Raw genomic sequence first — 13,858 nt, forward strand, 5'->3', positions numbered from 1 at the left:
TTGCATCGACTGTAACGCAAAAAACGGAAAAGGCGCATCACGCGCCTTTTCCGGTTGCTCCCGCTGTCGCTTTCAGACAGCACTCACTGGCTTCAGGCCATTGCGCCTTCGATTACACCTTCGGTTCCGGCTGACGCAGACGGATGTGCAACTCGCGCAACTGGCGCTCGTCCACTTCGCTCGGCGCCTGCGTGAGCAGACACTGCGCGCGCTGCGTCTTCGGGAACGCGATCACGTCGCGGATCGAATCGGCGCCGGCCATCATCGTGACGATGCGGTCCAGACCAAACGCGATACCGCCGTGCGGCGGCGCGCCGTATTGCAGCGCGTCGAGCAGGAAGCCGAACTTGGCTTGCGCTTCTTCCGCGTTGATCTTCAGCGCGCGGAACACCTTGCTCTGCACTTCTTCACGGTGGATACGCACCGAACCGCCTCCGATTTCCCAGCCGTTCAGCACCATGTCGTAGGCCTTCGCGAGGCAACGCGCCGGATCCGTTTCCAGATACTCGAGGTGCTCGTCTTTCGGGCTCGTGAACGGGTGATGCGCGGCGACGTAGCGGTTGTCTTCCTCGTCGTATTCGAACATCGGGAAGTCGATCACCCACAGCGGCTTCCAGCCGGTTTCGACCAGACCATTGGCCTTGCCGAATTCCGAATGACCGATCTTCAGACGCAGCGCGCCGAGGCTGTCGTTCACCACCTTCGCGCGATCCGCCGCGAAGAAAATGATGTCGCCGTCTTGCGCGCCGGTGCGCTCGATGATCGCCTTGACCGCTTCGTCGTGCAGGTTCTTGACGATCGGGCTTTGCAGACCGTCACGGCCCTTCGCGACTTCGTTGACCTTGATCCACGCCAGACCCTTCGCGCCGTAGATGCGTACGAATTCCGTATAGCTGTCGATATCGCCACGCGAGAGCTCGCCGCCCTTCGGCACGCGAATCGCCGCAACCCGGCCGTCTTTCGTGTTGGCCGGCGTGCTGAACACCTTGAAGTCGACGTCGCGGACCGCGTCCGTGAGGTCCGTGAATTCGAGCTTCACGCGCAGGTCCGGCTTGTCCGAACCGAAGCGGCGCATGGCTTCCGAATACAGCATGACCGGGAATTTCTCGTCCAGCGTGACGCCGATCGTTTCCTTGAACACGTGACGGATCATCGCTTCGAACAGATCGCGGATTTCCTGTTCCGACAGGAACGAGGTTTCGCAGTCGATCTGCGTGAATTCCGGCTGACGGTCGGCGCGCAGGTCTTCGTCGCGGAAGCACTTGACGATCTGGTAGTAGCGATCGAAGTTCGCCACCATCAGCAATTGCTTGAACAGCTGCGGCGATTGCGGCAGCGCGAAGAACTGGCCCGGGTTCGTACGCGACGGCACCAGGTAGTCGCGCGCGCCTTCCGGCGTGCTCTTGGTGAGCATCGGCGTTTCGATGTCGATGAAGCCTTGCGCGTCCAGATACTTGCGCACTTCGATAGCGACGCGGTAACGCAGACGCAGGTTGTGCTGCATCTGAGGACGGCGCAGGTCCAGCACGCGGTGCGTGAGACGCGTGGTTTCCGACAGGTTGTCGTCGTCGAGCTGGAACGGCGGCGTGATCGACGGGTTCAGCACGATCAGCTCGTGGCACAGCACTTCGATCTTGCCGCTCTTGAGCGCAGCGTTCGTGGTGCCTTCCGGACGCGCACGAACCACGCCCTTGATCTGCAGGCAGAACTCGTTGCGCACGCCTTCAGCCGCTTTGAACATCTCCGCGCGGTCCGGGTCGCAGACGACCTGAACGAGGCCTTCGCGATCGCGCAGGTCGATGAAGATGACGCCGCCGTGGTCGCGGCGGCGGCTCACCCAGCCGCACAGCGAGACGGATTGGCCCAGCAGTTCTTCGGTCACCAGACCGCAGTATTCAGATCTCATCGACATGATGTTTGTCTTTCGTTTTGCATTGGTTGAACGGCGCGCTGCAGCGAAACGCTGCGTGAAACGTGGCGCGCCGGCATTACAGCGGAGGCTCGACTGTCGTGCGGCGCACCGGCGCCGGCGGCGCGGACGGCGCCACGACGCCCATCGAGACGATGTACTTGAGCGCAGCGTCGACCGTCATGTCGAGCTCGATCACTTCGCTCCTCGGCACCATCAGGAAGAAGCCGGACGTGGGATTCGGCGTAGTCGGCACATACACGCTGACGTGATCTTCTTTCAGATGGTTGAGCACGTCGCCGCCCGGAATACCGGTCAGAAACGCGATCGTATAGGAGCCGCGGCGCGGGTATTCGATCAGCAGCGCTTTGCGAAACGCGTTGCCGCTGCTCGACAGCAGGGTATCGGACACCTGCTTGACGCTGGTGTAGATCGGGCCGACCACCGGAATGTGACCGACCAGCAGTTCCCACCACTTCACGAGCTTCTGCCCGATGAAGTTCTGCGTCAACAGCCCGACAACGAAGATGAACGCCAGCGTGAGCACCGCGCCGAGACCGGGAAGGCGAAAACCAAACAGCCGCTCCGGCTGCCAGGCTGCCGGCAGCAGCAACAGCGTCTGGTCCATCGTGCCGATGATCAGGCCGAGCACCCACAGCGTGATGGCCAAAGGCACCAGCACCAGCAGGCCAGTCAGGAACACCGATTTGAGCGTCGTTTTTTTCGTCGTCATGTGTACCGCCAGAAAGCCGCACGGGCCGAAGCCCAACGCGCGGCGTGTGCGCCGCCCCGCAGGGCGGCAGTCCCACTAGGCGCTGCCGGAGCCGCTCGAACTCGCCGAAGCGGCCGGTGCGGCAGCAGGCGCGGACGGCGTTGCGACCGTGCTCGATGAACCGGCGGCGGCCGTACCGCCCGCCGCGGCCACGGATTGCGCCGCTGCGCCATTATCGGCACCCGCATTCTCGCCGGAGGCGCCATTCGAGGCGCCATTGGCGTCGGGCTTGGCAGGCGCGCTCGTGCCGCCGTTGCCGCCGCGAAAATCGGTCACGTACCAGCCGGAGCCCTTCAACTGGAAGCCCGCAGCGGTGACCTGCTTGCGAAAAGTGTCTTTCCCGCACTCGGGACACTGCGTCAACTGGGGGTCGCTCATCTTCTGAAGCACATCCTTCCCGAAGCCGCACGATTCGCAACGATAAGCGTAGATCGGCATGATCCTTTTCCCTACTGAAATCGTGTAAACGCTTGCAAAGCCTTGAATTATAGCCGCAAACGATACCCGTTCCCCGGATTTTGGGGACGAGCGCCCGACGCGGCCACCGTCCGCTCAAGTGGGGGCGGCCGCTGTCGAATCAAGTCCCGTCCGCGCCGCCGTGATGCGCCACTGCCGCACTTTCAGGCGCAGCGGCGCCAGCTTAGCCAGCGCTCACGTCCCGCGAAAACGGCAATCGAATCGTGCACGGCTTCGTCTTCGATCAATTCGAAGTACGGCGCGAGCAGCGCATCGAGTTCCGCGCGCTCGATGCCGAACGGCGGCCCTTTCGGCGTCGCGCCAAGGAAAAAGAAGCCCGCGAGCAACGCGCCGCCAGGCAACAGATCCGCCATCCGTCGCGCATAGTCCGCGCGGCGTGCGAGCGGCAACGCGCAGAAGAATGCGCGCTCGTAAATCCATGCGGGCGTGAACGGCGGCTCATAGGTGAAGAAGTCCGCCTGTTCCACCAGTTGCGCGTGCTGCGCACCCAACTGCTCATGCGCCGCCGCGACGGCGGCCGCTGAAAAGTCGATGGCCCGGACCGGGTTGCCCTGCCCGGCCAGCCAGACCGCTTCGTACGCACTGCCGCAACCCGGAATCAGCACAGCCGCGCCCCTGTGGCGAGCGGCGAACGACTCAAACGCGGCCGGCACGCCCGCCTGATCCCACGGCGTGAAATGGCGCTCGAAACGCTCGTCCCAGAAAGCAGGCGAGTTGGGATCGCGTGTCTCGAAGTCGGGCACGGCAGGTTGGATGGGGTCGCTCATCAAATGCCTCCTGGAAATCGCAATCAACCGCCGTAAGCGAGCACCAGAAACACCCGCGCCAGCGCCGCACCGACACCGACCGCCACACCGAACAGCAGCAAGCCTTGCAACAACCGGTTGGTGCGTTTCTGCTCGAGCAGAATCTGGCGGATCATTTCGTCGTTCGCACCGCGCGTGTGGTCGTGGCGCTCGGCCAGCGCGTGATGAATCAGGCGCGGCAACTGCGGCAGCGTCTTGCTCCACTGCGGCGCCTCGATCTTCAGGCGTTCGTACCAGCCGCGCAGGCCGATCTGTTCGTTCATCCAGCGTTCGAGGTACGGCTTGGCGGTCTTCCAGAGATCCAGCTCCGGATCGAGCGAGCGGCCAAGACCTTCGACATTCAGCATGGTCTTTTGCAGCAGCACCAGTTGCGGCTGGATCTCGACGTTGAAGCGGCGCGAGGTCGAGAACAGGCGCATCAGAACCTGACCCAGCGAAATATCCTTCAGCGCGCGGTCGAAGTACGGTTCGCAGACCGCGCGGATCGCGCTTTCGAGTTCTTCGACGCGGGTAGTCGGCGGCACCCAGCCCGACTCCAGATGCAGCGTGGCGACACGATGGTAGTCGCGCTTGAAGAACGCGAGGAAATTCTGCGCGAGGTAGTTCTTATCGAAGTCCGACAGCGCGCCGATGATGCCGAAGTCGAGCGCGATATAGCGGCCGAAATGCGCCGGGTCGAGGCTCACCTGAATGTTGCCCGGATGCATGTCGGCATGGAAAAAGCCGTCACGGAACACCTGGGTAAAGAAAATCTCGACGCCTTCGCGCGCCAGCTTCGGAATATCCACGCCCGCCGCGCGCAGCGTCTCGACCTGGCTGATCGGCACGCCGACCATGCGCTCCATGACCAGCACCGTGGGTGTGCAGAACTCCCAGTACATCTCCGGCACCAGCAGCAGATCGAGCCCGGCGAAGTTGCGCCGCAACTGGCTGCCGTTGGCCGCCTCGCGCATCAGGTCGAGTTCGTCGTGCAGGTATTTGTCGAATTCGGCGACCACCTCGCGCGGCTTCAGACGCTTGCCGTCGGCCCACAGCCGCTCCGCCCACACGGCAATGTCGCGCAGCAGGGCGAGGTCGGAATCGATCACCGGCAGCATGTTCGGCCGCAGCACCTTCACGGCGACGGCCTTGCCCGCGTGTTGCCCCGCCTTCACCGTGGCGAAGTGCACCTGCGCGATCGAGGCGCTCGCCACCGGCACCCGCTCGAAGTCGTCGAACAGCACGTCGACCGGCGCGCCGAGCGACTTCTCGACCAGCCCGATCGCCACCGCCGAATCGAACGGCGGCACCTGATCCTGGAGCTTGGCCAGCTCGTTGGCGATATCCACCGGCAACAGATCGCGCCGGGTGGACAACACCTGCCCGAACTTGACGAAGATCGGCCCAAGGCTTTCCAGCGCGAGCCGCAAACGTACGCCAGGCGGCTCGTCGAACTTGCGGCCGATGGTGGTGATGCGCAACAGCAGACGCACGCGCCGGTCGTTGACGCGGCTGAGCATCATCTCATCGAGACCGAAGCGGATGACCGTGAAAAAAATCTTGAGGAAACGCAGAAAACGCATAGTTGTGCCCGGTGACTAGCGCGTGCCGCGCGACATGGCGGCGCCGCCCGGCGCTTGGGCGCCGCGGGCTTCGACCTTCTGTTCAAGACGCTCGATGCGTTTTTCCACGCGCGCTAGTGCATCGCGCGCGCGGGCCAGTTCGACGTTGAAGTTCTCGAGCGCGGCGCGGCGCACCAGCTGCGGATTCTCGTCGAGCAGATATTCGGCGGCGGTGTCGAGCAGGTTGCGCCCGGTTCGCTGCACCTGTTCGCCCACCGTGCGCACGACCGACGCCACCCGCCACGCCGGACCGTCGCCAATGAGCCTGGCCAGGTCTTCTTCCGGCTCCCAGCGCAGATGTTCGGCGAGCTTCGCGATCACGGTGGCGAATTCGGCGTCGCCTTCGATCTTCACGTGCTTCATCACCGCCGCCTGGCCACCTTGCACGAAAGCGGGTAGCGCGTCGGACGGCACCGCGATGGTCACGTCGAAGTGTTGCGCCTCGGCGGCGGCGACCGCGCTCAGATAGCCGTCCGGTTGCACCAGCAGCATCAGCACGACCGGCGGGCAGGACAGCTTCGCGGTCTTGCCCGCGTAGGGGGCGAGGCGCTCACGAGCCCACGTTTCGCGGGCGAGCAGATGATTGACAGCAGCAGCGAATGGCTTGGCGGCGAGGGTCATTGAAAGTGGCAAGAAAAAACCCGCGCGAGCAAGGTGCCCGCGCGGGTTCCTATTGTAACGTCCGTTGGCTTCCCGGCTCGCTATGCCGAACGGCCAACGTCATGAGCCAGGTCAGGGCGCGCAGTCCTCACGCGACCCCGGCGCGCTCTCGTCTCAGTGCTGCGCCACCTGCTGGATGCCGGCCAGCAGCCAGCCTTCGCCGGCACGGTTCGCCTTCGACAGGTTCCAGACTTCGACGAAGGGCTCCGCCGCCGCGCCCGGTGCTTCGCGAATCAGGCCCGAGAAGCGGACGCTGGCGAAGTATTCGTTCGCGCGCTCTTCCACGCCCAGCAACTCGGCGTTCAGTTGCACCACGTCCGTCTGATTCGTCTCCGCACCCCGCGAAGACAGATCGACCTTCACCTCGGCGAACATTTCCGGCGTGGTGAATTCGCGGATGTCTTCCGTGTTGCCGACGTCCCATGCGGCTTGCAGACGCACGAAGTAGACCTTGGCGTTACGCAGGAACGCTTCCGAATCGAAGCCGGCCGGCACGGCGGGCGCGGCGTTGATGGTCGGCGTACTCAGCGGATTGCCTTGCGGTTCGAGGTACGAGCCGGTGGGCGGCGCGCTATAACGCGGTTCCTGCGAGTAGCCCATGCCGCCCGAGTTGAGCGACGGCGAGCCGCCCGCGTACGCCGGTTGCGCCGTGTCGCGCTTGCGGCCCATGAAGCGGCGGATCAGCCAGACGCCGATCATCGCGATGATCGCAATCACGATGATATTGGCCATTGCGCCGGCGAACGCGCCGCCCAAGCCGAAGTGCGACAGCAACGCGGCGATGCCGAGACCGGCCGCCAGACCAGCGATCGGCCCCAGCCAGCGCGAGCGGTTAGGTTGCGCGGCAGGAGTCGGCGCGGGCGCCGGGGCAGGCTGCGCGCGCTGCTGCATGGCCTGACTGCCTTGGGAAGGTTGCGACGGCGCGGACTGCTGCGTCACGCTATTCGACTGACGGCCAATACTACGGCCACCGCCCATGCGGCGAGCTTCCGCATCGAGCGAAGCGAGGGAGCCGGCCATGATCAGGCCGACCATCGCGATCAGTCCGATTCTTCTCACCAACGACCGCTTAACCTTACGGGGAGATAACGCACCTGAATCGGACATTTTCATGCTTTCCTTTAAAAATCGACGGGTTAGGGACCCTAGTATTTGGTCCCCACATGTAAAGCTACCACGCCAGCTGACAAATTGTAATATTTGACGCCGTCCAGGCCCGCTTGTTCCATCATTGTTTTTAAAGTTTCCTGGTCCGGATGCATCCGGATCGATTCCGCGAGGTATTGATAGCTCTCGGCATCTTTCGCGAAGTGCTCGCCCAACCACGGCAGCACCTTAAAAGAATAGACGTCGTAGATCTTCTTGAGCGGATCCCACACCTTCGAAAATTCCAGCACCAGCAGACGCCCGGCCGGTTTCAGCACGCGCCGCATTTCCGCCAGGGCGACGTCCTTGTGCGTCATGTTGCGCAAGCCGAATGCCACCGTCACCACGTCGAAGTAATTGTCCGGAAAGGGAATTTTCTCGGCGTCGCAGAGCAGCGCCGGGGTGATCACGCCCTTGTCCAGCAAGCGGTCGCGGCCCACCCGCAGCATCGATTCGTTGATGTCGGTATGCCAGACTTCGCCAGTCTCGCCGGCCTGCTTCGCGAACGCCTTCGACAGGTCGCCCGTGCCGCCCGCGATATCGAGCACCTTGTAGCCCGGCCGCACGTTGGCCTGGGCGATCGTGAACATCTTCCACGCCCGGTGCAACCCGCCCGACATCAGGTCGTTCATCAAGTCGTAGTTGGCGGCAACCGAGTGGAACACGCCCGCCACCTTCTGCGCCTTGTCCTGTTCGTCGACCGATTGAAAGCCGAAGTGGGTTTTGCTCATCGCGCTCGTCCTTTCGCGTATTCTGAAATGTTGCGCCGCATCAGTGCGGCGATGGGGCGAATCGTATCAGTGACAGTGCCCGTGCGCAGCGCCGGCCTGGACCATGGGCGTATCGCGATCGACGCCGGCCGCCTGAAGTTTGGCGAGATACGCGCGCCAGAGTTCATCCTGGCGCACCGCCATGTCGTACAGCAGATCCCACGAATAGATGCCGGTGGCGTGTCCGTCGGAGAAAGTCGGTTGCAACGCGTAGTTGCCGACACCTTCGATCATCGTGATCGTCACCTCGCGCTTGCCGGTCTGCAGCGTTTCCTGGCCGGGCCCGTGGCCCATTACTTCCGCCGACGGCGAATACACGCGCAGCAGTTCAAACGGCAGGCGATACGATTCGCCATTTGCGTACTGCAATTCGAGTACGCGCGATTTGGAATGCACGACCACACCGGTCGGAACCGGGGTGTCGGGAGTTAGACCACTCATATTGACCTCATAGAAAACGCCGTCTCAAGTCTTCCCGCTCCCTCGGACGCCTGGCGCGACGCGACAGGTTCGCGGGCGCTCAACTCAGCGCCTGTTCGATTTCCTGCCGCACTGCTTCGCGCAGCAGGGTAGCCTGCGCGCGGCGCGAAGACAGCATGGCTTCGGACACCGTGCGCTGGCGCGGCGCCCAGATGGGCAGCGGAAAATGGGCGTCGTTCGAAAAACGCGGGATCACATGCCAGTGCACGTGCGGCACCTGGTTGCCGAGGCTCGCCAGGTTCACCTTCGCCGGCTGAAGGATGCGCCGGATCGCGCGCTCGACCGCATACACGGCCTTCATCACGCGATCGCGGTCGTTTCCGTCGAGGTCGGAAAATTCGGCTACATGGCCGTTCCAGATCACCCGGCAGAAACCCGGGTAATCGTGTTCGTCGGCGAGGACGACACGCAACGTGTCGTCGTGCCACAGCACATCGCCGCCGTCTTCACGGCAAAAAACGCAGTCCATCGTCGTCCTCAGGCAAAAATCGTCGGTCGTGCCATTAAACCAGCACGCGCTCGATTCCGCCATTGTTCGCCCGTTGCACGTAGTCGACCATCCAGTCTTCACCGAGCACGTGACGTGCCATCTCGACGACGATGTAATCCGCCTCGATGCCCGCATCTTCGTTGTAACGCGACAGGCCTTGCAGGCAGGACGGGCAGCTCGTGAGGATCTTGACGTCGGTGGCGCCCTTCGGCTGCGGGCCGTCGCCGGCCTTGAGCACGGAGCCGTCCGGCGCACCCGCCGAGCCGGCCGATGCATTGGCCGGATTGATCCCGTTCGCGCCCGCTTCGGCGACGAGCGGGATGCCGCGCAACTTCGCGGCGCCCTTGCGGATCTCCTCTTCCTTACGGAAACGCACCTGGGTGGAAATGTCCGGACGCGTGACCGCGAGCGTGCCGGATTCGCCACAGCAGCGATCGTTCTTCTCGATCTGGTAGCCGTCCTTCTCCGAACCCATCAGTTGATTGACCAGCTTGACCGGGTCCATCGTCTTGATCGGCGTGTGGCACGGGTCGTGATACATGTAGCGCACACCGTTCACGCCTTCGAGCTTCATGCCTTTCTCCAGCAGAAACTCGTGGATGTCGATGATCCGGCAGCCCGGGAAGATCTTCTCGAATTCGTAGCCGGCGAGCTGGTCATAGCATGTGCCGCACGACACCACCACCGTCTTGATGTCGAGGTAGTTCAGCGTATTGGCGACGCGGTGGAACAGCACGCGGTTATCCGTGACGATCTGCTCGGCCTTGTCGAACTGGCCCGACCCGCGTTGCGGATAGCCGCAGCACAGATAGCCCGGCGGCAGCACGGTTTGCACGCCCGCTTCCCACAGCATGGCTTGAGTGGCGAGACCGACTTGCGAGAACAGCCGCTCGGAGCCGCAGCCCGGGAAGTAGAACACCGCTTCCGTGTCGGCGGTGGTCGTCTTCGGATTGCGGATGATCGGGACGATCTTGTTGTCTTCGATATCGAGCAACGCGCGCGCGGTTTTCTTCGGCAGGTTGCCCGGCATCTTCTTGTTCATGAAGTGGATCACCTGCTGCGTGACCGGCGGCTTGCCGACGGTTGCCGGCGGGTGCGCCGTCTGCTTCTTCGCGAACTTCTTCAGCACTTCGTTGCCGAGCCGCTGCGCCTTGTAGCCGACGCCCATCATCGCGGTACGCGCGAGGTTGATGGTCTGCGGGTTGGTCGCGTTGAGGAAGAACATGCCGGCCGCATTGCCCGGATTGAACTTCTTCTTGCCCATCTTGCGCAGCAGATTGCGCATGTTCATGGTCACGTCGCCGAAGTCGATCTTCACCGGGCACGGCGTCACGCATTTGTGACAGACAGTGCAGTGATCCGCGACGTCGTTGAATTCGTCCCAGTGCTTGATCGACACGCCGCGGCGGGTCTGCTCTTCGTACAGGAACGCCTCCACCAGCAGCGAGGTGGCGAGAATCTTGTTGCGCGGGCTGTACAGCAGGTTCGCGCGCGGCACGTGGGTCGCGCACACCGGCTTGCACTTGCCGCAACGCAAACAGTCTTTGATCGACTCGGAAATCGCGCCGATGTCGGACTGCTGCATGATCAGCGATTCATAGCCCATCAGGCCGAAAGACGGCGTGTAGGCGTTGCGCAGGTCGGCGCCTTCGAGCAGCTTGCCCGCATTGAAGCGGCCATGCGGATCGACGCGCTGCTTGTACTGGCGGAACTCGCTGATCTCCTCTTCCGTCAGGAATTCGAGCTTGGTGATGCCGATGCCGTGCTCGCCGGAAATCACGCCGTCGAGCGAACGCGCCAGCTTCATGATGCGCGCGACCGCCGTGTGGGCGTCCTGCAGCATCTCGTAGTTGTCGGAGTTGACCGGCAGGTTCGTGTGAACGTTGCCGTCGCCCGCGTGCATGTGCAGCGCGACGAACACGCGGCCACGCAGCACCTGCTTGTGGATCGCCTGGGCTTCCTCGAGGATCGGCTTGAACTCGCCGCCGTTGAAGATCTGCCGCAGCTCGGCGCGGATCTCCTGTTTCCACGACACGCGAATCGTACGGTCCTGCGTGATATGGAACACGGTGGCGTCGGGCTGCGCGTCCGCGCGGTCGGCGAACTTCTCCGCCAGCGCTTCGTAGCCGAGACCGACCAGATAATGCTGCGCCTCGCGCAAGGACAGATCGAGCTTGTCGCGCAGGAATTCCCAGCGCGTGCGCACGCGCTTGAGCAGATCGAGCGCCTGCTGCACGCGGTCTTCGAGCAACTCGGCGCTCGGGATTTCATTGGCGTCGTCGCTCTTGCCGAGCGGCAGCTTGCCGGCCTGGAAGAACGCTTCGAGCGCGTTGACCAGTTGCAGCTTGTTCTTGATCGACAGTTCGATGTTGATGCGCTCGATGCCGTCCGTGTACTCGCCCATGCGGTCGAGCGGAATCACCACGTCTTCGTTGATCTTGAACGCGTTGGTGTGCTTGGCGATCGCCGCCGTGCGACTGCGGTCGAGCCAGAAACGCTTGCGCGCCTCGGCATTGACCGCGACAAAGCCTTCGCCGCTCTTGCCGTTGGCCATGCGCACGACTTCCGAGGTAGCGTGCGCGACCGCGTCCGCATCATTACCGACAATGTCGCCGATCAGCACCATCTTCGGAAACGCGTTGCGCTTGCTCTTGGTCGCATAGCCGACCGCGCGCAGATAGCGCTCGTCCAGGTGTTCGAGGCCCGCGAGAATCGCGCCGCCCTGCTTCGACGTCTCGAACAGATAATCCTTGATTTCGACGATGCTCGGAATCGCGTCGCGCGCCTGGCCGAAGAATTCGAGGCAGACGGTGCGCGTATGCGCGGGCATCTTGTGCAGCACCCAGCGCGCGGACGTGATCAGCCCGTCGCAGCCTTCTTTCTGCACGCCCGGCAAACCGGCGAGGAATTTGTCCGTGACGTCCTTGCCGAGGCCTTCCTTACGGAACACACGACCTTTGATATTGAGCGCTTCCGTGCGCAGCAGCTTTTCGCCCGGCGCATAGTTGCCGTCGAACCACTTGAGCTCGAAACGCGCCACTTCGATGTCGTGAATCTTGCCCATGTTGTGCTCGAGCCGCGTGACTTCGAGCCAGTTCCCTTCCGGGTCGACCATGCGCCACCAGGCGAGGTTGTCCAGCGCCGTGCCCCACAGCACCGCCTTCTTGCCGCCCGCGTTCATCGCGACGTTGCCGCCCACGCAGGATGCATCCAGCGAGGTCGGATCGACGGCGAACACGAAGCCGGCCTGCTCGGCCGCCTCGGTCACGCGGCGCGTGACCACGCCCGCGCCGGAGAAAATCGTCGCGACTTTACGGTCGACGCCCGGCAGCTCGGTCATTTCGACCGCACCCAGTTGTTCGAGCTTTTCGGTGTTGATGACGGCCGAGAACGGCGTAAGCGGCACAGCGCCGCCCGTGTAACCCGTGCCGCCTCCGCGCGGAATCACGGTCAGGCCGAGCTCGAAACACGCCTTGATCATGCCGGCGATCTCGGCTTCGGTATCCGGCGTGAGCACGACGAACGGGTATTCGACCCGCCAGTCGGTCGCATCGGTCACGTGCGAGACGCGGGACAGGCCGTCGAACTTGATGTTGTCCTTTTCCGTGACCTTGCCGAGCACCTTGGTCGCACGCTTGCGCAGATCGTAGGTCTTCTGGAATTCGCTCGCGAATTCGTCGACGGCGCGGCGCGCGGCCTGAACCAGCGTTTCGACGCGCGCGGCGCGGTCCACGCCCGCTTCGTCGCCGTGTTCGGTCAGATCGGCGCGGCGGCGCTTCTCGATCTCGCTCAAACGGTGGTGCAAGGCTTCGATCAGCATTGCCCGGCGCTTCGGGTTGTCGAGCAGATCGTCCTGCAGATACGGATTGCGGCGCACCACCCAGATGTCGCCGAGCACTTCGTACAGCATCCGTGCCGAGCGGCCGGTACGGCGTTCCGCGCGCAGTTCGGCAAGCGCGGCCCAGGCGGCGTCGCCTAGCAGGCGGATGACGATTTCACGGTCGGAAAACGACGTGTAGTTATAAGGAATTTCGCGCAGACGCGCTTCGGGATCGGCGGCCACCGCAGCGGCGGCCCCGTGCGGATCGAAAACTTGAGGTGCGTTCATGTTTGGACGACTCGGTGGGTCAGCCCGACGCGCTCATCGACGAGGCGCCGGCTGACGGTGCGCGTGGGGCGCAATGCTGGAAATCTTCTAGGGGAGCGAAGCACGACCGACGGCCAACCCACATCGGTCGCTTCGCGGCGCTCAGATACAGCTACACGATCGTGCGTGGCGGACGTGACGCTCCGCCGCGGGGCAAGACTCACGCGGGGCGGGCATCAGGTGGGCGATCCGAGGCTGCCAGTGCATCTTCCGATCCTTGTTCCAAAACGGAATTCTACCGCATGATCCCGCCACGCGTTGACGCCTGAAATCGGAGCTGCGGCCGGACTTTGGCCACTTTCATGGCGAATCGCGTGACAAAGCCCATATGCCGGATTGACCGACCGAACGGTCGGGCCAGGCTTTGCGGCACGGCTCCGGGGCATAAGCCGAAGGCCTCGGCGCATACCGTTGGCGCTATCATTGACCCTTTCCCGTCTCACAAAGCGCTCCGCGCCACCCGCATGGCTTCCCACGACTACCTGAAGAAAACCCTGACCGCGCGCGTCTACGACGTGGCCCGCGAGACCGAACTCGAACGCGCGCCGAATCTGTCGGCGCGTCTGCGCAATCCGGTCTACCTGAAGCGCGAGGACAACC

At 63.5% G+C, this 13,858-nt stretch carries 11 protein-coding genes and 1 pseudogene; 1 reads left to right on the forward strand and 11 read right to left on the reverse strand.

The genetic code is table 11. The features are described from left to right. Window positions 1-112 precede the first annotated feature (112 nt). The 11 genes from aspS to NE850_RS14985 form a co-directional block, all read right to left on the reverse strand. Window positions 113-1,912 (reverse strand): aspartate--tRNA ligase, encoded by a 1,800-nt coding sequence (gene aspS / locus NE850_RS14935; RefSeq protein WP_007179339.1) that lies wholly within the window; start codon window positions 1,910-1,912, stop codon window positions 113-115. 76 nt (window positions 1,913-1,988) lie between these two features. Then, a complete protein-coding gene (locus NE850_RS14940; protein WP_007179340.1) occupies window positions 1,989-2,642 on the reverse strand; it encodes a DUF502 domain-containing protein in 654 nt (217 codons plus the stop codon). Between the two features lie 75 nt (window positions 2,643-2,717). Further along, window positions 2,718-3,119, reverse strand: coding sequence for an FmdB family zinc ribbon protein (locus tag NE850_RS14945; protein ID WP_007179341.1), 402 nt, complete (start codon window positions 3,117-3,119; stop codon window positions 2,718-2,720). Window positions 3,120-3,301: 182 nt separating this feature from the next. Next, on the reverse strand, window positions 3,302-3,925 hold the full coding sequence (locus NE850_RS14950) for a hypothetical protein (RefSeq protein WP_007179342.1): 624 nt from the start codon (window positions 3,923-3,925) through the stop codon (window positions 3,302-3,304). Between the two features lie 23 nt (window positions 3,926-3,948). Beyond that, the gene (ubiB, locus tag NE850_RS14955) at window positions 3,949-5,526 is read right to left on the reverse strand and encodes a ubiquinone biosynthesis regulatory protein kinase UbiB (protein ID WP_007179343.1); all 1,578 of its coding nucleotides are present in this window, start codon (window positions 5,524-5,526) and stop codon (window positions 3,949-3,951) included. 15 nt (window positions 5,527-5,541) lie between these two features. After that, window positions 5,542-6,186, reverse strand: a complete 645-nt coding sequence (locus tag NE850_RS14960; RefSeq protein WP_007179344.1) for an SCP2 domain-containing protein — start codon at window positions 6,184-6,186, stop codon at window positions 5,542-5,544. A gap of 153 nt (window positions 6,187-6,339) precedes the next feature. After that, window positions 6,340-7,332, reverse strand: a complete 993-nt coding sequence (locus NE850_RS14965) for a Tim44 domain-containing protein (RefSeq protein WP_007179345.1) — start codon at window positions 7,330-7,332, stop codon at window positions 6,340-6,342. Window positions 7,333-7,370: 38 nt separating this feature from the next. Further along, window positions 7,371-8,102, reverse strand: coding sequence for a bifunctional demethylmenaquinone methyltransferase/2-methoxy-6-polyprenyl-1,4-benzoquinol methylase UbiE (ubiE, locus tag NE850_RS14970; RefSeq protein ID WP_007179347.1), 732 nt, complete (start codon window positions 8,100-8,102; stop codon window positions 7,371-7,373). A gap of 66 nt (window positions 8,103-8,168) precedes the next feature. Next, window positions 8,169-8,582, reverse strand: coding sequence for a gamma-butyrobetaine hydroxylase-like domain-containing protein (locus NE850_RS14975; RefSeq protein ID WP_007179348.1), 414 nt, complete (start codon window positions 8,580-8,582; stop codon window positions 8,169-8,171). Window positions 8,583-8,661: 79 nt separating this feature from the next. Beyond that, window positions 8,662-9,090 carry an HIT family protein gene (locus NE850_RS14980; protein WP_007179349.1) on the reverse strand — a complete coding sequence of 143 codons (429 nt, stop codon included), beginning with the start codon at window positions 9,088-9,090 and terminating at the stop codon, window positions 8,662-8,664. Window positions 9,091-9,124: 34 nt separating this feature from the next. Then, window positions 9,125-13,219: an FAD/FMN-binding oxidoreductase gene (locus tag NE850_RS14985; protein WP_007179350.1), complete on the reverse strand. Its 4,095-nt coding sequence runs from the start codon at window positions 13,217-13,219 to the stop codon at window positions 9,125-9,127. 341 nt (window positions 13,220-13,560) lie between these two features. On the opposite strand from NE850_RS14985, the pseudogene NE850_RS14990 reads away from it, so the two are divergent. Continuing rightward, window positions 13,561-13,858: pseudogene (locus NE850_RS14990) on the forward strand (PLP-dependent threonine dehydratase); the annotation flags it as partial.

This window comes from Paraburkholderia sp. USG1, from assembly GCF_031570135.1.
In the GTDB taxonomy this organism is placed as follows: Bacteria; Pseudomonadota; Gammaproteobacteria; order Burkholderiales; family Burkholderiaceae; genus Paraburkholderia; species Paraburkholderia dioscoreae.